At 46.8% G+C, this 22067-nt stretch carries 26 protein-coding genes; 18 read left to right on the top strand and 8 right to left on the bottom strand.

Going from position 1 to position 22067, the window contains the following annotated elements:
- From metK to Q0389_RS12470, 8 genes are all read left to right on the top strand, one after another.
- Positions 1–638 (top strand): methionine adenosyltransferase (gene metK / locus Q0389_RS12435; RefSeq protein ID WP_298694613.1); only part of this gene is annotated, 638 nt, incomplete at its 5' end.
- A gap of 112 nt (positions 639–750) precedes the next feature.
- On the top strand, positions 751–1035 hold the full coding sequence (locus Q0389_RS12440) for a 4Fe-4S dicluster domain-containing protein (protein WP_298694615.1): 285 nt from the start codon (positions 751–753) through the stop codon (positions 1033–1035).
- 129 nt (positions 1036–1164) lie between these two features.
- A complete protein-coding gene (ndk, locus tag Q0389_RS12445) occupies positions 1165–1578 on the top strand; it encodes a nucleoside-diphosphate kinase (RefSeq protein ID WP_298694617.1) in 414 nt (137 codons plus the stop codon).
- Positions 1579–1584: 6 nt separating this feature from the next.
- Positions 1585–1956 (top strand): YceD family protein, encoded by a 372-nt coding sequence (locus Q0389_RS12450; protein WP_298694618.1) that lies wholly within the window; start codon positions 1585–1587, stop codon positions 1954–1956.
- Positions 1957–1981: 25 nt separating this feature from the next.
- A complete protein-coding gene (gene rpmF, locus Q0389_RS12455; protein ID WP_298694620.1) occupies positions 1982–2131 on the top strand; it encodes a 50S ribosomal protein L32 in 150 nt (49 codons plus the stop codon).
- A gap of 3 nt (positions 2132–2134) precedes the next feature.
- A complete protein-coding gene (gene plsX, locus Q0389_RS12460; protein ID WP_298694621.1) occupies positions 2135–3124 on the top strand; it encodes a phosphate acyltransferase PlsX in 990 nt (329 codons plus the stop codon).
- Between the two features lie 26 nt (positions 3125–3150).
- Entirely contained in the window at positions 3151–4152 is a 1002-nt protein-coding gene (locus tag Q0389_RS12465; RefSeq protein ID WP_298694623.1) for a beta-ketoacyl-ACP synthase III, read from the top strand.
- Between the two features lie 41 nt (positions 4153–4193).
- On the top strand, positions 4194–4565 hold the full coding sequence (locus Q0389_RS12470; RefSeq protein ID WP_298694625.1) for an HIT family protein: 372 nt from the start codon (positions 4194–4196) through the stop codon (positions 4563–4565).
- Here Q0389_RS12470 and Q0389_RS12475 read toward each other — a convergent pair.
- Positions 4562–6124, bottom strand: a complete 1563-nt coding sequence (locus Q0389_RS12475) for a DEAD/DEAH box helicase (RefSeq protein WP_298694627.1) — start codon at positions 6122–6124, stop codon at positions 4562–4564. The genes Q0389_RS12470 and Q0389_RS12475 overlap by 4 nt on opposite strands.
- A 321-nt stretch (positions 6125–6445) precedes the next feature.
- On the opposite strand from Q0389_RS12475, the gene Q0389_RS12480 reads away from it, so the two are divergent.
- Positions 6446–6649: a hypothetical protein gene (locus Q0389_RS12480; protein WP_298694629.1), complete on the top strand. Its 204-nt coding sequence runs from the start codon at positions 6446–6448 to the stop codon at positions 6647–6649.
- A 33-nt stretch (positions 6650–6682) separates the two neighbouring features.
- On the opposite strand, the gene Q0389_RS12485 is transcribed toward Q0389_RS12480, so the two are convergent.
- Genes Q0389_RS12485 through hemB form a run of 3 tightly spaced genes read right to left on the bottom strand, consistent with a single transcriptional unit; the run spans position 6683 to position 9814 of the window.
- Positions 6683–7873, bottom strand: a complete 1191-nt coding sequence (locus Q0389_RS12485; protein ID WP_298694631.1) for a multiheme c-type cytochrome — start codon at positions 7871–7873, stop codon at positions 6683–6685.
- Positions 7874–7882: 9 nt separating this feature from the next.
- Positions 7883–8803, bottom strand: a complete 921-nt coding sequence (gene argF, locus Q0389_RS12490; protein WP_298694633.1) for an ornithine carbamoyltransferase — start codon at positions 8801–8803, stop codon at positions 7883–7885.
- Between the two features lie 45 nt (positions 8804–8848).
- On the bottom strand, positions 8849–9814 hold the full coding sequence (hemB, locus tag Q0389_RS12495; protein ID WP_298694635.1) for a porphobilinogen synthase: 966 nt from the start codon (positions 9812–9814) through the stop codon (positions 8849–8851).
- 75 nt (positions 9815–9889) lie between these two features.
- Between hemB and ribA the strand changes: the two genes are divergently transcribed.
- The 4 genes from ribA to Q0389_RS12515 are packed head-to-tail and all read left to right on the top strand — an operon-like array spanning position 9890 to position 11656.
- Positions 9890–10477, top strand: coding sequence for a GTP cyclohydrolase II (gene ribA / locus Q0389_RS12500; protein WP_298694638.1), 588 nt, complete (start codon positions 9890–9892; stop codon positions 10475–10477).
- On the top strand, positions 10474–11052 hold the full coding sequence (gene rsmG, locus Q0389_RS12505) for a 16S rRNA (guanine(527)-N(7))-methyltransferase RsmG (RefSeq protein ID WP_298694639.1): 579 nt from the start codon (positions 10474–10476) through the stop codon (positions 11050–11052). The genes ribA and rsmG overlap by 4 nt, the downstream gene beginning before the upstream one ends.
- Before the next feature lie 2 nt (positions 11053–11054).
- Complete coding sequence (locus Q0389_RS12510; protein ID WP_298694642.1) at positions 11055–11264, top strand: PP0621 family protein; 210 nt, start codon at positions 11055–11057, stop codon at positions 11262–11264.
- Positions 11264–11656 carry a hypothetical protein gene (locus Q0389_RS12515; protein WP_298694644.1) on the top strand — a complete coding sequence of 131 codons (393 nt, stop codon included), beginning with the start codon at positions 11264–11266 and terminating at the stop codon, positions 11654–11656. Before Q0389_RS12510 ends, Q0389_RS12515 begins: the two co-directional genes overlap by 1 nt.
- A 23-nt stretch (positions 11657–11679) precedes the next feature.
- Here Q0389_RS12515 and Q0389_RS12520 read toward each other — a convergent pair whose 3' ends face one another.
- Positions 11680–12699, bottom strand: a complete 1020-nt coding sequence (locus tag Q0389_RS12520) for an alanine racemase (protein WP_298694646.1) — start codon at positions 12697–12699, stop codon at positions 11680–11682.
- A 48-nt stretch (positions 12700–12747) separates the two neighbouring features.
- Between Q0389_RS12520 and Q0389_RS12525 the strand changes: the two genes are divergently transcribed.
- Both Q0389_RS12525 and Q0389_RS12530 read left to right on the top strand, forming a co-directional pair.
- Complete coding sequence (locus Q0389_RS12525; RefSeq protein ID WP_298694648.1) at positions 12748–13758, top strand: agmatine/peptidylarginine deiminase; 1011 nt, start codon at positions 12748–12750, stop codon at positions 13756–13758.
- A 221-nt stretch (positions 13759–13979) separates the two neighbouring features.
- Positions 13980–16079: a TonB-dependent receptor gene (locus tag Q0389_RS12530; protein ID WP_298694650.1), complete on the top strand. Its 2100-nt coding sequence runs from the start codon at positions 13980–13982 to the stop codon at positions 16077–16079.
- A gap of 36 nt (positions 16080–16115) precedes the next feature.
- Here the strand turns inward: Q0389_RS12530 and Q0389_RS12535 are convergent, their stop codons facing one another.
- Both Q0389_RS12535 and Q0389_RS12540 read right to left on the bottom strand, forming a co-directional pair.
- Positions 16116–16673 carry an NUDIX hydrolase gene (locus Q0389_RS12535; RefSeq protein ID WP_298694653.1) on the bottom strand — a complete coding sequence of 186 codons (558 nt, stop codon included), beginning with the start codon at positions 16671–16673 and terminating at the stop codon, positions 16116–16118.
- A gap of 9 nt (positions 16674–16682) precedes the next feature.
- The gene (locus tag Q0389_RS12540) at positions 16683–17876 is read right to left on the bottom strand and encodes a peptidoglycan DD-metalloendopeptidase family protein (RefSeq protein WP_298694655.1); all 1194 of its coding nucleotides are present in this window, start codon (positions 17874–17876) and stop codon (positions 16683–16685) included.
- A gap of 122 nt (positions 17877–17998) precedes the next feature.
- Between Q0389_RS12540 and Q0389_RS12545 the strand changes: the two genes are divergently transcribed.
- The 3 genes from Q0389_RS12545 to Q0389_RS12555 are packed head-to-tail and all read left to right on the top strand — an operon-like array spanning position 17999 to position 20991.
- Positions 17999–18793 (top strand): plasminogen-binding N-terminal domain-containing protein, encoded by a 795-nt coding sequence (locus Q0389_RS12545; protein ID WP_298694657.1) that lies wholly within the window; start codon positions 17999–18001, stop codon positions 18791–18793.
- A gap of 2 nt (positions 18794–18795) precedes the next feature.
- On the top strand, positions 18796–20181 hold the full coding sequence (locus Q0389_RS12550; protein ID WP_298694659.1) for an FAD-linked oxidase C-terminal domain-containing protein: 1386 nt from the start codon (positions 18796–18798) through the stop codon (positions 20179–20181).
- A gap of 3 nt (positions 20182–20184) precedes the next feature.
- Positions 20185–20991, top strand: a complete 807-nt coding sequence (locus Q0389_RS12555; RefSeq protein WP_298694662.1) for a YihY family inner membrane protein — start codon at positions 20185–20187, stop codon at positions 20989–20991.
- Here Q0389_RS12555 and Q0389_RS12560 read toward each other — a convergent pair.
- A partial coding sequence (locus tag Q0389_RS12560; RefSeq protein ID WP_298694665.1) for a ComEC/Rec2 family competence protein occupies positions 20938–22067 on the bottom strand: 1130 nt, incomplete at its 5' end. The genes Q0389_RS12555 and Q0389_RS12560 overlap by 54 nt on opposite strands.

The following is a 22067-nucleotide window of genomic DNA, read 5'->3' on the forward strand; positions in this document are numbered from 1 at the left end:
TGGATGACAAACCGGTTTCCGTTGAAACCGTCGTCGTCTCTACCCAACACGCACCGGATATTTCGCAGGAAAAACTTCATGCCGATATCATCGAAGAGGTGATTAAATACGTTATTCCGGCAGAATTAATGAGTCCGAACATCGTCTATCACATTAATCCGACCGGGAAATTCGTAATCGGCGGTCCGCAAGGAGATGCCGGATTGACGGGACGTAAAATCATCGTAGATACCTACGGCGGGGCATGCCCGCACGGCGGTGGAGCGTTCAGCGGAAAAGATCCGACCAAAGTGGACCGTTCGGCTGCCTATGCGGCGCGCTACGTTGCCAAAAATCTGGTTGCATCAGGTGCCTGCGAACGGGCAACCATCCAGGTTTCTTATGCCATCGGCGTTGTCAAACCGATCTCGATTATGGTTAATGCCCACGGAACCTCCGTTGTCCCTGAAGAAAAACTGGAAAGTTGTGTTAAAGAGCTCTTCAACCTGACTCCGCGCGGTATTATCGAGTCCTTGGACCTACTTCGCCCGATCTATCGTAAAACTGCGGCATACGGACATTTCGGACGTGAACTCCCCGAATTTACGTGGGAAAAAACCGACAAAGTCGATGCTATCCGTCAATACCTCGACCTTTAATTTTCTATTCCGTAACATCCTATCTATAATCTTTTAAGCCCTCCTATTTTTTTAGGTGGGTTTAAAATTCTTCTGTTATAGTTACCGATATTTATCAACCAAGGAGAATCCTATGGCAGTAGTCATTAATGATACCTGTATTAACTGCGGTGCTTGCATCGACGAGTGTCCGGTAGAAGCAATCGTTGACGAGGACGATAACCCGACAGGTGAAGAAATCTATTACGTTTACGCTGACAAATGTGTTGAATGTGTAGGTCACCATGACGAGCCTGCGTGTGCAACCGCATGCCCGACCGAAGGGTGTATCACATGGGATGAAATCGGAGCAAGTCCTTCACACCGTGATGATGTTACCGCGGAAATGCGTTCATCACGCGCAAACGTCGTTAACTAAAATTCGACAAGAGGGGGCTTTCCCCTCTATTCTATCTCCTTCCTTCTTTTCCCAGCATCTTTAATATTACTTAAATTATTATTTGGCTATAATCCCGTTCTATTTTTTACATACAAAACAGGAGCATTGATGGAACAAACGTTGTCAATCATCAAGCCAGATGCCGTCGCTAAAGGTGTCATCGGTAAAATTTTAGACCGTTTCGAAAGTAACGGCCTTAAAATCGCGGCTATGAAAAAAGTTCAACTTTCACGTCAAGACGCAGAAGCGTTTTACGCAGTACATGCCGCTCGCCCTTTCTTCAACGATCTTGTTGATTTTATGGTAAGCGGCCCGGTCGTTATCACCGTTCTTGAGGGCGATAACGCTATCCTTAAAAACCGCGATTTGATGGGTGCAACCAACCCTAAAGAAGCTGCACCGGGAACTATCCGTGCCGATTTCGCTGAAAACATCGATGCGAATGCGGTTCACGGAAGCGATTCTGCGGAAAATGCTGCGATCGAGATCGCATTTTTCTTCTCAGGCCGCGAGATTTCGTAACCGATAATGAAGATAGCATTCAAAAAATTGGGATCACAACCGCTTCATTTTGAGGCGAATCGTGACAATGCCCGTTTTTCAGGAGATCTAATCTTGAAAAAGGGGAATGTTGCCCAATTAAACGGTACAATTACAGGGAGTATTTCGATTCCCTGCGACCTGTGTGCCGAAGAGATAGAACACCCCTTGAATGAAGAGGTTACCTTTTATCTCAGCGACGGAATATACGAAGGCAGCGATGAAGAATTGGATATCGTCGAGATCGATCACAGTACGATCGATTTGGACGAGCTTCTGCATTCGGAAATCGAATTGATCAAAAGCGACTATTTCTGTTGCAAAAACTGCGAAGGAACCTCGTTAGATCGAGAGTTCTAAAACCAAAAAGAAAGGACAATAAAAGATGGCAGTACCTAAAAGAAGAGTGAGTCACTCACGCTCTGCAAAGCGCAGAACTCACTATAAAATTTCTCTTGCTCGTCCGGTCAAAGATAAAGACGGCACGTACAAATTGTCTCACTATGTCAACCCGACAACCGGTGAGTACAAATAATCAATGATTAGAATTGCAATTGATGCAATGGGCGGGGACTTCGGTCCCGAACCGATTGTTAAAGGGACACTTGAAGCACTTAAAGAAAAAAGTTTTCAACCAATTCTAGTTGGTAAAAAAGATGAGATTTTATCTTTATTACCCAAGGGCTATAAAGATAAGATTTTGATTGTAGAGGCCGATGACGTTATCGATATGAGCGATGCCGCCACGGATGCTCTCAAACGCAAAGAGAGTTCGATCTATAAAGCGATCGAGCTGGTACGCGAAGGGCTTGCCGACGGTGTCGTCAGTGCCGGTCACAGCGGTGCGACCATGAGTTTGGCGACCCTTCGATTAGGACGATTAAAAAATGTTCTTCGTCCTGCGCTTGCTACGCTGATGCCGACCAAAAGCGGTCAACGCAGTATCCTGATGGATGCCGGTGCCAATGTCGATTGTAAGGCAGAGCATCTCTTCCAATTCGGAATCATGGGCTATTATTACGCTAAAGACATGCTTAAAATCGAGCAGCCGCGTGTCGGTTTGTTGGCAAACGGCGAAGAAGACTCTAAAGGTAATGAAGTCACTAAAGAGGCTTTCGGCATGCTTCAAGGGAAAAACGGATTCATCGGAAACGTCGAAGGAAACAATATTTTCGACTCCTCTTGCGACGTCATCGTATGCGACGGTTTTATCGGTAATCTGGTTTTAAAAGCATCCGAAGGGGTGGCATCAACCATCAGTTTTTTTATCAAACAATATATCCGCAAATCGCCTGTCGCGATCACAGGGGCATTGCTAATGCGTAAAGTATTCCACTTGCTTAAAAAAGAGATCGACTATGCCGAAATCGGAGGAGCGCCTTTGATCGGTATCAAAGGGTGCGCTATTGTCAGTCACGGCAAAAGTAATCCCAAGGCAATTAAAAACGCTATTTTTCAAGCGATTCGTTATGTCAATACCGGTGTCAATGAACACATTGAAAACCGCTTAGAAGAACTTAAAAAATAAATTTCGATCCCTTACAAAGGCCACTCATGTATGCTGCATTTCGTTCTATAGGAGCTTATGTTCCTTCTAAAATTTTAACCAATGCAGATTTGGAGTCGATGGTCGATACAACCGACGAATGGATAACCAAGCGTACGGGGATCAAAGAGCGCCATATCGCTGCCGAAAATGAAACGACAAGCGACATGGGTGTTAAAGCGGCAGAGCTTGCCATAGAGCGCTCAGGGCTCGCCAAAGAAGAGATCGACATGCTCATCTGTGCTACGATCTCTCCCGATTATTTTTGTATGCCCTCTACCGCCACAATCATTGCGACCAAGCTGGGAATGGGAAAAGTCACCGCATTTGACATCTCTGCCGCGTGTACCGGATTCGTTTATGCATTAAACATCGCTAAAGCCTTTGTCGAATCGGGAATGAAAAAAAATGTCCTTATTGTCGGTGCGGAAAAGCTCAGTGCGATCACCGATTATACCGACCGAGGGACCTGTATTCTTTTCGGAGACGGTGCCGGTGCGGCTGTTATCAGTGCTTCGGATAATAAAAATGAGGGCATCATCGACATCCATACCGGTTCAGACGGTTCTTTTGCCGATTTGTTGATGACCCCGAACGGCGGTAGCGGATCGGCACATGACGAGCTTGACCGCGAACAAGCCGGATGTTTTATGAAAATGAAAGGGAACGAAACCTTCAAAGTTGCGGTTCGGACATTGACGAACGACGTCATAGAGATTTTGGAACAAAATGCCATCCCCGCTTCTTCTATTAAACATTTCGTCCCTCATCAGGCCAACTACCGTATTATCAAAGCCGTAGGGGACGCTCTCGAATTGGCTGACGAGCAGGTGGTACTCACCGTCGAAAAATACGGCAATACTTCCGGAGCATCGATCCCGATGGCAATCAATGATATCTATGAATCGGGCCGTCTTCAAGAGGGAGATTTAATGCTTCTGGATGCTTTCGGAGGCGGTTTGACATGGGGAAGCGCACTGGTTCCATTCGCCGGTAAAGCCATCCGCTAAACAACTCCTGCTACAATTGCGAATCACTTCAAAGGTTTGCAATGATCTATTCCCATTCTCTCGTTTATATCGATCTTCACGAAAGTGAAATCCCCTGGCTCAAAATTTTTACTCAATCGCCCAAAAAAGAGTTTTCCGAATGTTCGCGTGAGGAAAAAGAGATAATCTGGGAGATGCTAGACATTATTGAAACCGAGATGCTGGAGTATTTCAAGCCCGATAAAATCAATATCGCTTCTTTTGGAAACATGCTTCCTCACGTTCACTGGCATGTGATGGCACGTTTTAAAAATGACAGTTATTTTCCCGAACCGATGTGGGGGAGCAAACAAAGAGAAGGGTTTGAGTTGACGACCCCGATGGAGCCGTTTATAGAGAAGCTCAAGGAGCGCTTACACGCGCGCTTCGATTAATATTTTGGTTTAGACGAACGGTTACCGCTAAAACTGCGTGAACGCTCACCGCGATCATTTCCGCCGCGTTCACCGCTGCCACCGCTGCCACCGTTGCGATCATTATTGCCGCGGTAGCCGCCTCCGCCGCTTCGGTTTCGATTGCGGTTAAACCCTCCGCTACGGCTTCCGCCGCGCTCATTGCCACGACGTTCTAAGTTATGGAGAATTTTTTCCAAACGCTCAGCAGCGATACCGATATGATTCGGCCCCTGCACACTGTTACGCTCCATCAATACCGAGATCAATTTGTATGCGATTTGTTCTTGATCATAATCTTGTTTCAAAAGATCCAAAACTTTATGCGCCTCATCGTACACATGCTGTTTTTCGATTTCGTTGACCAAACGCGTTACCTGAGCCTCTTTAACATCCAATTTACTTGGAATATACGCATGCTCCATTGTTGTTCCGACTTTGGCACGGATACGTTGAAGTTCTTTGAATTCCAACGGTGTAACCAAAGTAATCGCAACCCCTTTTTTACCTGCACGCCCTGTACGTCCGATACGGTGAACATAACTCTCAGGATCGAAGGGGATGTGGTAGTTGAAAACGTGGGTAACATCATCGATATGCAATCCGCGCGCCGCAACGTCGGTCGCGATCAATACATCCACCGCATCCGTTTTAAGCCCTTTGATAACGCTTTCGCGTTGACGCTGTTCCATATCGCCGTGTAGCCCTTTTGCAGAATAACCGGCTGCTGAAAGTACGTTGCTGAGACGATCAACCTCTTTTTTCGTTCGGCAAAACACCACGGTTTTTTTAGCATCCTCTGCATCCATCAAACGGATGATCGCATCGTCGCGCTCCGATTCTTCGATAACATAATATTGTTGCGTAATATCCGTGTTAGTCGTCTCCGTTTTAGTAATCGATGCAAAATACGGATTGACCAAAATACGTTCTGCCAATTGTTTGATCGGAGCCGGCATCGTTGCAGAAAAGAGCAACGTTTGGCGTTCTTGCGGCAAATAGGTGAAAATTTCGTTAATATCATCCAAAAAGCCCATATCGAGCATTTCGTCCGCTTCGTCTAAAATAACGGTTGCAGGGGTAAAGCCTTTAAGCATATTACGACTAAGCATATCCAATAAACGCCCCGGAGTTGCGATAATAACCTGTGTCCCGCGTTCGATCAAATCCATTTGGCGGTTATATGAACTTCCGCCGTAAATCGTCACGGTTCGAACACCCAAATGCTTACCGTATTTGAAAATTTCATCGCTAACCTGATTTGCAAGTTCACGTGTTGGAGTAATAATGAGGGTTTCGATCCCCCCTTTTAAATGCATTTTATTCAATGACGGAAGACCGAATGCCGCAGTTTTGCCGGTACCGGTATGAGCTTGTCCTACGACGTCGCGCCCTTCCATAATAACGGGAATAACCATTTGCTGAATCGGGCTCGGGGTTTTGAATCCTGCATGCCGGATACTTTGCATAATTTCGTCGCGTAGACCGAAATCTTCAAATGTACCGCTATTTTCTTCTATGTTTGTTTCTTCAATATTCATAATTTACCTTTTTATATACGCCATCGAAAACCATTTCGACCAGTTACGCTTGCCCTTGTGCCTAGGGGAAAGAAATTTTTAGTGAGGATAAGTTGGATTCTCATCCGCGAGGGCACCTTTTAAAAAAATTCGTTTATCTCTTTAAAAGGCACCCAAAATTCAAATGGAATCATAGCTGAAATTTGCATAAATAACCCTGACAATATCAGTACAGTAAAAGATAAAGATAACCTTTAGTTTCAAATCGTCTATTTTTTGTCTGATATTTTTAATCTTTAAAAACTATACTTCCAAAAATTACACTATTACTAAAGGAAACTTATGTTCAACGTTAAAATGGAAAAAGAGTGCGGTTGTTTCAAACGAAGCGGAATGGAAAGTGTTAAAACATTTGCAAATAAAGACGATGCGATGGTCGAAGCCAAAGAGTGGGCGGAAGAGATGAATGAAACGTTTTGTCAAAAACACAACTTTACCGTTGTAGAAGAAGGCGATGATCTGATCATCAAAGTGGAAATGAACTAATCTTCTTTTGGAAGGGGCTTTCCCCTTCAACCATTACAACTTCATGTTGAGGGTCTGAATCGCCATTTTTTTCGACCAAATCGGGTTTTTCAATTCTAACAAATCACGCACTTCATCATTGACTAATCGATACGATACTTTCACCACAACACTATCCGCCTGCTTTTCTATCGGAAGTACGACTGTTTTAGAGCCCAATGCAGGGACGGAGAGGGCTTCGAGAGTTTTATCCGCCAGATGCGGAATCGTCGGTTTCCCACGTTTACTGAGATAATGCGAAGTCAATGAAAGGCTTTCGACTTTTACTGTTTTAGAACCTTTTTTATATTCAGCTTCCACCAAAATCTCGCGAGAGCCGAAACCGCTCGGAAGTGCATGCGGCTGAGGATTATTCAAAGTGACTTCTAACCCCTGGGCACTTTTTCTCGCCGAAATTTTCAAAGCGCCTTTCCACATATTCTCGACATGTCCTCCGACGAATCCGTGCTCACGGATAAGCCGTTTATGCGCTTTTCCGTTTGTATCGCGCAAAGTTGCCGCTATCCCCTCTTTACGAGGACTCATATGACAATCGACGCATTGTTTAGTACCGCTTTTAAACTCGGATTGCATATCGGTGAATCGGTGCCCCTCTTCGGAAGTATCGTTGGCATGGCAGACAAAACAAAGCTGATTCGGATTGGAATCCATAAAAGGTCTTTGCTCCGTCTTATGATACGGAGAAATCGCGTCCGTGTACGGTCCGCTCATCACTCCCGATTTCATCCAGCTGACACGGTTCATCCCCCGTTTATCTTCAGGAAGGTTGTCATGTATCTGATCGATATTGTGACACACGACGCAGTTGATCCCCTCTGAAATCGTATCGCTCTCAAGCGCTTTGGTCGCTGCCGTATTTTTATCGAGTTCCAAAGCGGCTATCGCTTCGTAATCGGCATTGGTAGAGGTGACTGAAATACGGGGATTATGACATACGGCGCATTCGATTTTTATCGTATTAAGCGATTTACGATTGTTTTTTCGGGCAACGTAATCAATCGTCTTTTGAAAGTATTCATCGATTTCATAATGGGATTTCGCATGCCACGAACTCTCCCACTGCTTAACAATATGGCTGTGACATGCCTTGCATTTTCCGGAGCTTTTATACTTCTCTCCTACCTGCACCACTTCAGCTGCGTGAAGACTCAAAAATGCAATAACCACCAACCATATTGACCGCATGAATACTCCCTATCGATGTTTATCTAACCAGACCATTAACCCTTTTTGTGCATGGAGGCGATTCTCCGCTTCTTCAAAGATCACACTTTGATTTCCGTCTAAAACCCCTTCGCTCACTTCGACGCCGCGATATGCAGGGAGACAATGGAGAAAAATGGCCTCATCCGATGCCAGACTCATCAATGCTTCGTCGACGATGTAACCTTCAAAAGCACGAATACGCTGCGCTTTCTCTTCTTCCTGTCCCATCGAAATCCATGTATCGGTCGTGACGACGGTAGCTCCTGCAACCGCTACTTTCGGTTCGTTGGTAATCGTGATCTTCGCACCGCTTTGCTCTGCGTATTTCATCGCATCCGCGATAATCGCCGGATCGCATTCATATCCTTTCGGAGTTGCAACACGCAGTTCGAATCCGAGCTTAGCAGAGAGCATCAGCCAAGAATGGGTCATATTGTTTCCGTCACCGACATACGCGACAACCGGATTTTTGTCTTTACCGCATTCCATCATCGTCATATAATCGGCTAAAAGCTGCACGGGGTGGTAACTGTCGCTGAGACCGTTTATGACCGGAACTTTCGAAAAGCGGGCAAACTCTTCGAGCATCGCCTGCTCATACGTGCGGATCATAACCATATCGCACATCGAAGAGATAACACGGGCGGTGTCTTTCACCGGTTCGCCGCGTCCGAGGTGAATGTCACGGTTGGATAAGAATAGGGCATGTCCGCCCAATTGGTACATTCCTACCTCAAAACTGACCCGCGTCCGTGTCGAACTTTTTTCAAAAATCATCGCCAAAGTTTGATTCGCAAGTCTGGGCTTGAACTCTTTGGCTTTGACCTCTTGTTTAATGGCCAGCCCAATTTCGAGAATTTCGAGAATCTCTTCTTTGGTATAGTCTTTTAAGGTTAAAAAATGTCTCACGGTGTTCCTTCGATACAAAAAACAATCATAGCATAAAATAATTTATTAATTTAAAAGTGCCGCTATTTCTTTAGCATGATAACTGATGATAATATCCGCACCGGCACGTTTAAATCCGACCATCGTTTCCATCACGACCCGATTATAGTCGATCAATCCGGCCGCACCCGCATGTTTAAGCATCGCATATTCGCCGCTGACATTGTAAACGGCCAAAGGGAGTTGGGAAGCTTCACGGATATCGCGGATAATGTCCAAATACGCCAAAGCCGGTTTCACCATCAGGATATCGGCTCCCTGAGCTTCATCCACAAGACTCTCACGGATCGCTTCGCGGCGGTTTGCCGGATCCATTTGATAGGTCGAACGGTCTCCGAAACTCGGTACCGACTCGGCAACGTCACGAAACGGTCCGTAATATCCGCTCGCAAATTTGGTCGAGTAGCTCATGATAGGCAGATTCACGTAACCTCCCCCATCGAGCGCATCGCGAAGCGTCGTAATGATGCCGTCCATCATCCCTGATGGGGCGATCATGTCTGCACCCGCGCGGGCATGAACCAGCGCTTGCTTTGCGGAGATATCCAAAGTCAGGTCATTATCGACCGTCTCATGGACATGGTCCAAAATACCGCAATGGCCGTGATCGGTGTATTCGCAAAAACACAAATCGGTCACGACAAACATTTTCGGATATTCCCGCTTGATCGCACGAATGGCGGTAGCAATAATCCCGTGATCGCACAACGCGTCCGAACCGACGGAGTCTTTGACTTCCGGTATCCCGAATAAAATAATGGAGTAAATCCCAAGCGACTGTAACAGAGCACACTCTTTGAGTATCTCGTCCAGGCTCATCTGATAGACACCCGGCATCGAAGCGACTTCATTTTTAATCCCTTCGCCCGGACGTACAAAAAGGGGATAAATAAAATCGTTAATTCCTACATGGGTCTCACGGACCAATGAACGTAAATGTGAATTTAACCGGGTGCGGCGAAAACGCTCCATAAAATAACTCCGAAATAAATAGTTGAAGTAAGTGTAGCAATACTTAGATTAAGAAAAGAAAATTATAATTGCCGGATGAATACTAAAATATCATTCGAAAAATCTGCTATCGCCAACCTCCCGAGCAAATACGGCCATTTTAAAATCCGTGTGTACAAGGAAGGGATACAAGAACATCTGGCAATCTTTACCGAAAATTTTGAAAAACAAGAATCGCCTCTGGTACGTATCCACTCGGAATGTCTGACGGGAGATACACTGGGAAGCATCAAATGCGACTGTAACAATCAGCTTCATAAAGCACTCAAACTGATTGCGGTAGAGGGAGGATTGCTCATCTATCACCGACAGGAGGGGCGTAATATCGGCCTGCTTAACAAAGTCAATGCCTACGCACTGCAAGATCAGGGGCGCAATACGATCGAAGCGAACGTCGAACTCGGATTTGCTCCGGATCAGCGCACCTACGATGTGGTCGGCGAAATTTTTAACGATTTTCATCTCACCAAAATCCGCCTTCTCACCAATAACCCCGCAAAGGTGTCAGTCGTCGAGGGGCTGAACGTCGAAATCACCGAACGCGTCCCCGTCATCATCGATCCGAACCCTCATAACGAAGGGTATCTAAAAGTTAAAAAAGAGCAAATGGGGCATATGTTTTGAGCACACTGCAACAGTTAATAGAAGCTCGGAACATCCCTGTTCCCGAAGATTTTTTCACCAAAGTCGAACAGTACAAAGTTTTGCTGGAAAAATGGAACAAGATTCACAATCTTACCGGAGCAAAAGATCTGGGACAGGTGGATGATTTCATTGTTGATGCCGTCACTCCGCTGACATTTTTACCCCCTCTTAAAAAAGCGATGGATATCGGAACGGGAGCCGGATTTCCCGGGATGATCCTCGCGATAGCAATGCCCGAAACCCGTTTTACCCTCGTCGAACCGCTCAGTAAACGTTTCAGTTTTCTACAATTCGTCAAAGCTGATTTAGGATTGGACAACGTCGAGGTAAAAGGGGTACGGGTCGAACAGCTCGACCCCTCCCCTTATGATCTCGTCACGTCACGCGCGGTTACCGATACGCGGATGCTCATGAGTCTCTCGGAACCCTTTTGTACCGAAGGGACCCTTTTGCTCTTTTACAAAGGGGAAAAAGTGTATGATGAAATCGATGAATCACTGGATTACACTATAATTGAAGCGGAAAACCGCCATTATTTACTCATAAAGAGATAACGATGTTGAAATTATTACTGTTAGCCGGAATATTAGCGGCTGTTTATTTTCTTTTTTTCAAAAAAAAGTCACTGACCCCTCCCTCTTCGGACCATTCACAGGAAGAAGCGATGATCCCGTGTGCGGCATGCGGAACCTACGTTCAAGTCAAAGAAGCGTTAATGCGGGATGGAAAATATTATTGTTCCCGTGAATGTTTGGAGAGACGATAATGCTCCTTTTCGGCCATCCCTACGTTCCTTCCGAGCAGTTTTACCACATCGAATCGATCGAAGCGATTCGCCGCACTCCGCCCAATTCGGTCGTCACCCTCTTTTTTACGCCGGAAAATCTCGATATCATCACCCATCTTCGTGCCCACAATGTCCGTTTTGCTCTTCATATCGAAACGACAAGCGACGCCGTGATCGCCGAGAATCTCAAAGCCTCCTACCTCATCGTCAATCCGAAAAACGGTTCTGAAATCCAAAAGGTTGCGGAACATTATCTCTTTGACGCCAAAGTTTTGGGTTACGTCGACAGCATACAGCATCTGGAAAAACTGATCGAAATGCGTTTTGACGGTGCTATTTTCCCCGAAGCGATCGTAAAAATCACGACCTGACACCATAGCCTCACCAAAGAGGCTTATCGGACTTTCCACTCCCGGATCAGCGTCTTATCCAGACATGCCAAAATCTCATATCCGATCGTTCCGACCGCTTTGGCATAATCGTTTGCATTGTCAAAGACCACTAATCGGTCGGTATCGCTTGAAAAAACCGCATTGTCCATTGAGATACGTCCTCTCAGCGCAATTCCCTCCGGAGTCGTGTAACGGTTGGAAGCGAGCCGGTCAAGCCCGTTGGCATACCCTAAATCATAGGTGGAGACCACTTCGTCTTCACTCGCTTCGTAGATCCCGTTGTAGCCGACCCGTTCCCCTTTTTTCAATACTCTCGTCGCGATTTTCTCCCCGACCAGAGACAAAACCGGTTTCAAGTCAGGCTGTACCAACGTAGCATCCATCTCCAGACAGCCGTATAAAGCGATCCCGACGCGTACCATATCATCCGTACATACCGAAGAGCGAAACGCTCCCGCCGAATTGGAAATATGGAACCGGAGATTCCATCCGTATCGTCGCGCCGATTCGCTCGCCTCTGCTTTGGCGGTATCGAAAATACGGCGCTGCCAAAACCATTCGGAGCTGAGTGTATCTGCACTGCGAAAATGGCTCATCATCCCGATACAAACCAATCCCCGCTCAGCCATCATCGCCATTGCCGTTTCGATATCGGAGGGAGCAATGCCGTTACGGTGCATCCCCGTATCGATTTTCAGTTCTATCCGACTGCCCGGAAGATGTTTGGCAATCTCATCCAGGGAGTTGAGGGCATAGCTGAGTTTCGGATGGTGTATCGTCGAGCACTCTCCGAGGATCAAGACGTTGTCAAAATAATCGATAATTTCCAACGCTTCACGTTCCAAACGGACTACTGCCTGCTTTACTCCGTATTCCGAAACGGCCTGCGCGATCAATTGTGCTCCGTGACCGTAAGCGTTATCTTTTAAAACGACCGCTATTTTATCTTTTCCATCGACTTGGTGTGCGATAATGTCGAGATTATGAATCAGTGCCTCGCGGCTAAGTTGTATCGATGCCATGTTTTCCCTAGAGGGTTAGATGGCGAAATTATAATCCAAGGTAAATTAATGCGTTATTTCCCCGCCGAATTTGAACCGCAAAGTTTTGTGCAGCTCATTTTTCCCCATCCGCAAAGCGACTGGGCACCCTACCTCGAAGAGGCCCGCTCATGTTTCGTTGAGATCGCAACTGCGGTTGCACGGTACCAGCCCTGTCTAATCGTCTGTGACGATATCGATATCGTCAAAAGCTATTTTTCTTCTCATGAGAACCTTTTATTCGTCGCGTATCAAACCAACGATACCTGGGCACGCGACTGCAGCGTACTGAGTGTTATAGACGAAGAAGAGGACGAACCGCTATTACTCGATTTCACCTTCACCGGTTGGGGAGGAAAATTCGATGCATCACGGGATAACGCCATGAGTTCGGTGCTTGCCTCTTCATACGGTGCACCGATGGAGAAAGTCAATCTTATTTTGGAAGGGGGAGGGATCGAAACCAATGCAAACGGATCGCTTCTCACGACAGCGGAATGTCTGCTCAACCCTAACCGCAATCCCCATCTGGATAAAAAAGGGATGGAAAACGAGCTCAAAAAACATTTCGGCGTAGAACAGATTTTGTGGCTTAATCACGGCTATCTTTCCGGAGATGACACCGACAGTCATATCGATACGCTGGCTCGTTTTATCGATACCGATACAATCATGTATGTCAAATGCGACGATACAACCGATGAACATTACGATGCGCTCAAAAAAATGGAACAAGAACTTCAAGAACTCCGGGATATCGACGGAGAACCGTTCCATCTCATCGCACTGCCGATGTGCAATCCGACATTTTACGACGATGAACGCTTACCCGCGACCTATGCCAATTTTTTAATTATCAACGGTGCCGTTTTGCTGCCGATTTATAATGATGCACATGATGCAGAGGCCATCGCGATCTGTAAAAAAGCGTTCCACGGTCGCGACATCGTCCCGATCGACTGTTCCGTACTCATCCGCCAGCACGGTTCATTGCACTGTGTTACGATGCAATTTCCCGAAGAGGTTTCGATCCGCTATTAATCTGTGCTTTCAAGGATGAAATAGAAGAGAAAATCCGCTGTAGAGAAAATAGCCCGACGCAGCCAAAAGGATCAGGGTCAAAAGAATTTGTTTCGTATTTAGCTTCATAACCGGAAGTGTAACATAAAAATAAATTCTCTTTTTCCCTTTTTTTCTTGAGACTTAACACTAATGTAACACTTCATCTTTACAATCCCTCTTCATAATTATGAGGATGATACATGATGAAGAAATTTACTCTGCTCTCGATAGCCGCGGTTGCCGCTTTGGCGACCGAACCGGTTACGATTCAAAAAATTGCCGTCGAAAGCGATGCACTCAACTCTGACATCGCTGCCGCAAATCTTTCGGCATCCAAATCGACGACCATGACCGGAGATTCGGCATCAATACTCGCCGATATCCCGGGCGTGAGTGTCTATACAACGGGAGGAAGCGCATCACTGCCGGTGATTCACGGTATGGCCGATGACCGCGTCAAAATCGACGTCGACGGAATGACGATTACCTCCGCCTGCCCCAACCATATGAATCCGGCCCTCTCTTATATCGACACGTCCAAACTTGAATCGGTCGATGTGATGGCGGGAATCACCCCTGTCAGCGAGGGGGGAGACAGTATCGGAGGAACCATCTCCGTCAAGTCCAAAGATCCAGTATTTGCCGATAAAGGCGGTGTTCTGACAGACGGTGAAATCAGCGGATTTTACCACAGCAACGGTCAAACACGAGGAGCTTCTCTCAGTGCGACGGCCGCTAACGATACGATCAGCGTAAACTACTCCGGTTTTGCCGAAAAATCGGAAAACTACAAAGACGGGCACGGCGACAGAGTCAAAGACACTCTATACCAACAACAAAACCACGCCTTGACGCTTGCCTATAAAATAGATGCCGATGATGTCGTAGCGCTAAAAGTGACGAAAACGAATGCCGACTACATCGGCTTCCCTAACCAGTATATGGATATGCTCGGCAACAAATCGACCTCGGCAAACCTAAGCTATAAGGGAAAACTCGGTGCGTTGCTGATCGATGCGAATCTCTATCGCCAACTCACCGATCACTACATGAATAAAATCCTCTCCGAACGTACCGGCAATATGCCGATGTACACCAAAGCACAGGAAAGCGGCATCAATCTCAAGGCAACATGGCCGATTACCTCGACACAAACGCTCAAATTCGGCGCCGATTACGACCGATACCGTTTGGATGACTGGTGGCCGCCGGATACCGTTAGAAATATGCCCGGTATGAGTCCCAATACTTTTTGGAACATCAACAACGGCAAACGTGATCGAATCGGCGTGTATGCCGAAGCTCATTCGCAATGGAACGACAAGTTCTCTTCCGTCCTCGGAGTCCGTACCGATATCGTCATGATGGATACCGGCAATGTTGTCGGATATAACAATACGATCAACGATCCGGCCGATGCGGCAATTTTCAATGCCCGCGATCACGGCAAACGGGATAACAACTTTGACCTGACGGCAACATCCAAATACGATTACAACGAAAACGCCGACATCGAAATCGGTTACGCCCGCAAAACCCGTTCGCCGAATATCTATGAACGCTACGCATGGGCGGGAAGCAACGGAGTCTATTCCAATCCGATCCGTATGGATATGCGGATGATCAACTGGTTCGGTGATGCCAACGGTTACACAGGGAACCTCGATCTCGATCCCGAAGTGGCTCATACGTTCAGTGCGACTCTGTCACTCCACGACGCCGCAGAAAAAGAGTGGGGAGTTCAACTGACCCCTTACTATACAAAAGTCAAAGATTATATCGATGTTGCACTTGTCAACCAAGCCAGTGGAATCAACTATCTTCAGTTCATCAATACAGACGCCCATCTTTTCGGTGCCGACCTTTCAGGATACATGACATTGTGGAATAATGCCGATAACGGCAAAGGAACCTTAAAAGGAACACTCAGCTATACCCGCGGTTTCCGTGATGAGGGGGGATCGCTCTATCATATGATGCCGTTACATGCGAAAGTGAGTTTGGATCGTGTTTCAGGAGAGTGGAATAACGGAATCGATATCGAAACCGTCGGGGCCAAAGAGTCGGTCGATACGGTTCGCAACGAACCGATGACACCGGGATATATGCTCGTCGATTTACGCACAGGCTATACATGGTCAAAACAACTTAAAATGGATTTCTCGATCACCAATTTATTCGATAAAGCTTATGCGCTCCCTCTTGGAGGAGTAGACGTCGTCAACTACTCTGCAAGTACCTACACTCCGCTGCAAGGAATGGGGCGCTCTTTCAATGCCGCTTTGACCTATATGTTTTAATACTTTATTCGCCATTTCCCGTACAATGTACGGGAATTAACATCGATGCTTCAAAAACCATCCAAAGCCGAACATCAGACCCGGTGTTTTGGCTTTACTCTCATCCATCATAAACCGTTCCGCCTCTTCAAGCGGTATCTCGATCACTTCAATCGATTCGACATCGACACCTCCGCCGCTATGACGGTGCATCGATTCATCTATTTCGGCATAGTACAACGTCTGAACAGAACCGGCAAAACCGACCGAGGTATAAAAAGAGCTCACTCTTTCGATCTGATCTGCCGGGACATCGAAACCGCACTCCTCGAAAACTTCTTCCCGGGCAATCTCAATCAGGCTTTTTGCTTTATCGACAATTCCGGCACACAGCTCATATGTATAGCCGTCTCCGTTCTTCAAATAAACCGGGGGACGAAACTGCTTGACAAGAACCAATGAACGACGTTCACGGTGATACAAGATGACAGCGACGCTGTCGTGAACCTCGACCATATCCCAAAACTTTTCTGTACCCTCTTGTAGATAGCGTATCCGTTTGGGTTTAACGTATTGCGATTCTTCACAAGGGAGTGTCACTACATCTGTAATCATGAAAACTTTTTAAAACGGTTTCGGCTTAAAGGTATCGATATCGACATAATAGGTATTATGAAAATCAAAATACGGCTTACGCACCGGTTTTGTTTTCAATGCCGATGTAAAGATACGATCCATCTTGTCACGTATTGCAAGGAACGCTTTACGCTCTTTTCCGGTAAATCCTTCGGTCTTTTTCTTCATGACCGTGAGCGGGTCGATCGGTGTCCCTCCGATATACATCCCGAAATGCAGATGCGGCCCGGAAGAGAGCCCCGTCGATCCGACATATCCGATTACTTCGCCCTGTTTTACTTTTGTCCCGCTGCGGATACCGCTGCGAAACGATTTTTGATGGGCATAGAGACTGATAAAACCGTTGGAATGTTTGATTTTCAACGTATTGCCGTATCCTCGTGAATATCCGGCAAACGTAACCCGACCGTCCCCCGTCGCCAGAATCGGCGTCCCCGGTCGGGCTCCGAAATCGACCCCGACATGCGCACGGTAGCGATGCAATACCGGATGCCAGCGCCGTTTGGTAAATCGGGAAGTAATGCGGGGATTGCGAATCGGAATTTTAAAAATAAATTTCTCGAACTGCGCCCCTTTTTCATCATAATAACGGCCGTCAGTATGCAGATACATCGAATGGCGTTTTCCGTTCAGCTCCACCATCGCGCCATGAACTTCCGGCATCGAAAACGGCTTGCCCAAACGGTACTTTTGGGTATAAACCATAACAATCGTATCATCCGGACGTATTCCCCGCCGAAAATCGACTTTTCCTTTAAACATTTTGACAAATTCCGCCGCAAGATTCCGAGATCCCGTCGCTTTTAAAATATCATCATAGGGGATCGTTTTGATCGGTATAAACAGTGTTTCCGTATGCTCTTCGCTGACGATCGGTACGACTTGGAGTTCATAGCGTTTTTTAGGGGTCAAATAGATTTGAAGCTGCAACTCGTCATTCACGGGAATCAGTATCTGCTGAATGATTTTTTTAGAATTAACTACCATCTGGCAGTTCGCACTGTAGGGAATGTCTTCGGTTAGTTTTTGATCCTCTTTGTCGAGGTTGTAGTAGACCGAGAGGGGAAGCTTTTTTCGCTCTAAAAAAGTGAGAAAACTTTCACCGTTATTCCATTTAAACGGAATGACGGTACCGCCGAAAAGGAGAATAGGCAATAATAACAATGCAAAAAGACGGCCCATTCTTGTCCTTAGTTAAAATACGCATTACGCGAAAAAAAGAATTAAATAATAGCAAAAATTCCATTTACAAAGACGTGTTAAGCTATAATCGTCTTAACTTACTTTATCAAAAGGTTACCATGATGCGCATCTGGCTTTTTTCATTTATCACTTGCGGCGTTTTAAATGCCGCATCCATCACCACGCCGCTGCTCGAGGTCGATCAAGACCGCGCGGCAATCAGTGCTGAGAACCTTCAAAAAGGGATGAGCGGATTTATCATCCGTCAATTCGATGCTTCTCACAGTGCCATTATCGCCAATGCCCTTGTCGAACAAACCAACCCTTCCAACGGGCGCGCACTGCTTCGTTTAAGCCCGTATGACGGTATTCGCCAAAACTCTCTCCCGAGCGGGAATTGGGTTCCGAGTCCGTCAGACAAAGCCGTATTGGGTTACGATTACACCCGCGCACTTCTCATCGCCCCGAACGATGATGCGTACGATACCGTTACCAAAAGCATCTCAGGCATTGAATGGGTACATCCTGACAATTATGCGGCATTTCTTTCCTATGAAGGACATCCGACACCGCTGGTCGAAGATTTTCATGACTACTGCACGGCCAACTCGGTCGGACTTTTGTATATTCAGAGTGCGCAGACTTTATTCACCCTTGACTGTAAAAGTTTTACCCTTTTGCAAACCACCCCGTCTCTCACTCCTTCAACCAAAGCAATGACACCGTTTTATACCCGTGTTCCGACGATTCGAGCTGCATGGTGGGGTGAAGGAAGTTCCCGTTTGGATAGCTATGAACCTTATTATTTGGAACAAATCGCTTTAAAAAATTCTCATAATAAAGAGCTACACGACTTATACAAAGCAAAATTTAGCACCGATAGCGCACTATTACAAAATTTCGACCTGAAGGACTAATAATGCTCCCAGCCAGCGCAACCGAGTTTTTTACCCATCTGCTCGGACCAGAAAACGTCTACAGCGACAAAGCCCATTTGATCGCCTATTCGTATGACGCGACACGGGAACGTTTCGAACCCGATATGGTTCTCTTCCCCCGTCATGAACAGGATGTCAGCGATATCTTAAAATACTGCAATGAGCACCGCATCGTTATCGTCCCGCGCGGGGCGGGAAGCGGTTTTACCGGTGGTGCACTCCCCTCTTCGGGCGGTATCGTTCTGGCCTTTGAAAAACATATGAACAAAATTCTTGAAATCGATATGCAAAATATGGTTGCCATTGTCCAGCCCGGCGTCGTCAATATGGAACTGCAACGTGCCGTCGAAGAGGTGGGATTGTTTTATCCGCCCGATCCGGCAAGTCAGGAATACTCCACCATCGGCGGAAACGTGAACGAAAACGCAGGCGGTATGCGCGCCGCCAAATACGGAATCACCAAAGACTATGTCATGGCGATCCGCGCGGTCCTTCCAAACGGCGATATCATCAAAGCGGGGAAACGGACAATCAAAGATGTCGCCGGATACAACATAGCCGGCATTTTGATCGCGTCGGAAGGGACATTGGCCGTAACGACCGAAGTCACCCTCAAACTCCTCTCCAAACCTAAAATGACCAAAACGGCGATGGGAATTTTTCCAACCGTCCATGCGGCGATGGAAGCAGTCTACAAAACGATGGCTAGCGGCGTCACTCCGGTTGCCATGGAGTTTTTGGACAACCTCACCATCCGTGCGGTAGAACAAGTCTATCACAAAGGGCTTCCAACCGAAGCAGGCGCTATTTTGGTGACCGACGTGGACGGCAACCTCGAAGAAGATCTCGATTTCCAGCTCACTCTTGTCGAAAAAGTCTTCCGTGAAAACGGATGCAGCGAATTCAAGATCGCCCAGAACAAACAAGAAGCGTCCGACCTATGGTTTGCCCGTCGTAATGCCAGCCAATCGCTCTCCGTTTACGGAAGTAAAAAAATCAACGAAGACGTCACCGTTCCCCGTTCCGCCCTGCCGGAACTGCTGGAAAAATTTTATGCCATCGCTGAAAAATACAACATCAATATCCCGTGTTTCGGCCATACTGGAGACGGTAATGTCCATACCAACGTCATGGTTGACGGAAAAGACCCTGAGCAGGTCAAAATCGGCTATGCGGCGATCAAAGAGGTGTTTCAGGCAACCATCGATCTCGGCGGAACCCTCAGCGGCGAACACGGCATCGGTCTGGCAAAAGCACCATATATGTCGATGGCATTTACACCCGAAGAGATGGCCCTGTTTCAATCCATCAAGCGGGCATTCGATCCGAACAATATTCTCAATCCTATGAAAATGGGGCTTGAGTAACGGATGAATTTCCAAAACATATGGAGGCACCTGAGACTCTTTGTTCTGATGATGTTCGACCGTGAAATTACGGTCTATGCCTCCAGTCTCAGTTTTTATACGATTTTCACCGTCGTTCCGCTGCTGATCATATCCCTCAGTCTAATTGCGAACGTCCCGGTCTTTAGTGATCAATACGCCAAAATTCAGGTTTTTATTTTTGAGAACATCATGCCAGGGCAAACGGAAGCGATTGCCGGCTACCTCGAATCGTTTTTCCGAAACTCGATACAACTCGGAGTCATCGGATTTACGACGATGATTGTCTCCTCCTTGCTCTTCTTTCAAAATTTCGAGCACATCGTCGGAAAGATTTTTAAAGCCCAAAAACGGCGTTTATGGGATGCCATTACAACCTACTGGACCCTTATCACCCTCACCCCGATCATTTTGATCGCTTCGATGAGCCTCAAAGCCTATATCGCAGGCCATCTCAGCGGATTTATCTCGGGGGCCCTCTCTATTTTCCCATTCTTGCTGCTGTGGGCGATCTTCTTTTTGATCTACAAAATAGCGGTCAATGCCGACGTCTCTACCAAAGCGGCCGCAATCAGCTCGTTTATCGTAGCGGTTGTGTGGGGAATTGCCAAAAACAGTTTTATCCAATACGTTTTTTATAACAAAACCTACGCCACGATGTACGGTTCGTTTTCGGCTTTGATTTTTTTCTTCCTGTGGATTTATGTCTCCTGGATCATCGTCATTTACGGGATGAAATTATGCTATCTGATAAATCGCGCTTATCAGCGTGCCGCTTCCCAACGCCCCTAAAGACCAAAAAGCACTCTTCCAACGCATCGCGGCTAGTGCCAAAACCACGCTTGCGATTCCGATCCACAACGGAATCGTGACAGAGTGGATATCTCCGCTTTCAAACAACGCAATCAGATACGGATCGTACCAGGCACCCCAAGGGCTCATATGAAGCGCCAAGACACTCGGATAATAAAGATTGAACGCTAACGCCAGCGGGATCGATCCCATATGCCACCATCCGAACGTCCCGAAAATTGCCAGAGAGATCGGCAGCATCACAAGATAACACCACAAATGCAAAGCCAAAAAGATCTGCCACGCTTTCCAATGCTCGTAATAACGGACAAAGATAAAAATAGACAGCACGCCGAAAGAGGAGAACCAAAACCCGAGCGAAAAGAAAAGTTTCGGGAAAAAAGCGAGCAACACTCCCACTGCAATCAGAAGCGTTTGAACCGAGATGATTTTAATCCCGCGATCATAAAGCCAATACCCTACTGCAATCATTCCGAAGGAGCGAACCATCGGCGGAATAAATTCCAAGGCCCACAAATAATAAAAGAGAATTCCGATAACGATAAAAAAAAGGTCTCGATTCCCATGACGATACGGGAAGTATCGGTTTTGCAACCAACGGTACGGGGGGCGGAGAAAAAAGTAGGCGATGAGGCTTAAAATCCCGAAATGGTACCCGCTAATCGAGAGGATATGGCTCAGTCCCATCGCACCGACGAGAGACTGGAATTCCTGCGACATCGGAGTCGCGACGAAAAGCGCCCCATAGAGCTCTTGCATCCGTGAGTCCGAATGGTGTGCGGCGATACGGCGGTACCACTGCTCTTTGAGGCTAAGAGGAGGATAGACTTCTTCGATCACCCCGCGAGTACGGAACCCTTTGAGATAATCGATAAACGTGATCTTGGCGACTTGCAACTCTACCAGTACTTCCCGTCCGCGCAGATCACGCAGATAAGGGCTCATAACACAACGGCAAAGCGATCCGTTTTCCAACCGCAATTTGATCGATGTTTTAGGCTTCTCACCGATCAGACGCACTTCCTGATCGATGACGGAGGCTCTGACCAGAGAAT

It is taken from the genome of uncultured Sulfuricurvum sp., assembly GCF_937936435.1.
Classification (GTDB): domain Bacteria; phylum Campylobacterota; class Campylobacteria; order Campylobacterales; family Sulfurimonadaceae; genus Sulfuricurvum.

Coding starts and splice junctions, on each gene's coding strand:
- Q0389_RS12440 (WP_298694615.1), top strand. CDS start 751: ATGGCAGTAGTCATTAATGATACCTGTATTAACTGCGGTGCTTGCATC.
- ndk (WP_298694617.1), top strand. CDS start 1,165: ATGGAACAAACGTTGTCAATCATCAAGCCAGATGCCGTCGCTAAAGGT.
- Q0389_RS12450 (WP_298694618.1), top strand. CDS start 1,585: ATGAAGATAGCATTCAAAAAATTGGGATCACAACCGCTTCATTTTGAG.
- rpmF (WP_298694620.1), top strand. CDS start 1,982: ATGGCAGTACCTAAAAGAAGAGTGAGTCACTCACGCTCTGCAAAGCGC.
- plsX (WP_298694621.1), top strand. CDS start 2,135: ATGATTAGAATTGCAATTGATGCAATGGGCGGGGACTTCGGTCCCGAA.
- Q0389_RS12465 (WP_298694623.1), top strand. CDS start 3,151: ATGTATGCTGCATTTCGTTCTATAGGAGCTTATGTTCCTTCTAAAATT.
- Q0389_RS12470 (WP_298694625.1), top strand. CDS start 4,194: ATGATCTATTCCCATTCTCTCGTTTATATCGATCTTCACGAAAGTGAA.
- Q0389_RS12475 (WP_298694627.1), bottom strand. CDS start 6,124: ATGAATATTGAAGAAACAAACATAGAAGAAAATAGCGGTACATTTGAA.
- Q0389_RS12480 (WP_298694629.1), top strand. CDS start 6,446: ATGTTCAACGTTAAAATGGAAAAAGAGTGCGGTTGTTTCAAACGAAGC.
- Q0389_RS12485 (WP_298694631.1), bottom strand. CDS start 7,873: ATGCGGTCAATATGGTTGGTGGTTATTGCATTTTTGAGTCTTCACGCA.
- hemB (WP_298694635.1), bottom strand. CDS start 9,814: ATGGAGCGTTTTCGCCGCACCCGGTTAAATTCACATTTACGTTCATTG.
- ribA (WP_298694638.1), top strand. CDS start 9,890: ATGAATACTAAAATATCATTCGAAAAATCTGCTATCGCCAACCTCCCG.
- Q0389_RS12510 (WP_298694642.1), top strand. CDS start 11,055: ATGTTGAAATTATTACTGTTAGCCGGAATATTAGCGGCTGTTTATTTT.
- Q0389_RS12515 (WP_298694644.1), top strand. CDS start 11,264: ATGCTCCTTTTCGGCCATCCCTACGTTCCTTCCGAGCAGTTTTACCAC.
- Q0389_RS12520 (WP_298694646.1), bottom strand. CDS start 12,699: ATGGCATCGATACAACTTAGCCGCGAGGCACTGATTCATAATCTCGAC.
- Q0389_RS12525 (WP_298694648.1), top strand. CDS start 12,748: ATGCGTTATTTCCCCGCCGAATTTGAACCGCAAAGTTTTGTGCAGCTC.
- Q0389_RS12530 (WP_298694650.1), top strand. CDS start 13,980: ATGATGAAGAAATTTACTCTGCTCTCGATAGCCGCGGTTGCCGCTTTG.
- Q0389_RS12535 (WP_298694653.1), bottom strand. CDS start 16,673: ATGATTACAGATGTAGTGACACTCCCTTGTGAAGAATCGCAATACGTT.
- Q0389_RS12540 (WP_298694655.1), bottom strand. CDS start 17,876: ATGGGCCGTCTTTTTGCATTGTTATTATTGCCTATTCTCCTTTTCGGC.
- Q0389_RS12545 (WP_298694657.1), top strand. CDS start 17,999: ATGCGCATCTGGCTTTTTTCATTTATCACTTGCGGCGTTTTAAATGCC.
- Q0389_RS12550 (WP_298694659.1), top strand. CDS start 18,796: ATGCTCCCAGCCAGCGCAACCGAGTTTTTTACCCATCTGCTCGGACCA.
- Q0389_RS12555 (WP_298694662.1), top strand. CDS start 20,185: ATGAATTTCCAAAACATATGGAGGCACCTGAGACTCTTTGTTCTGATG.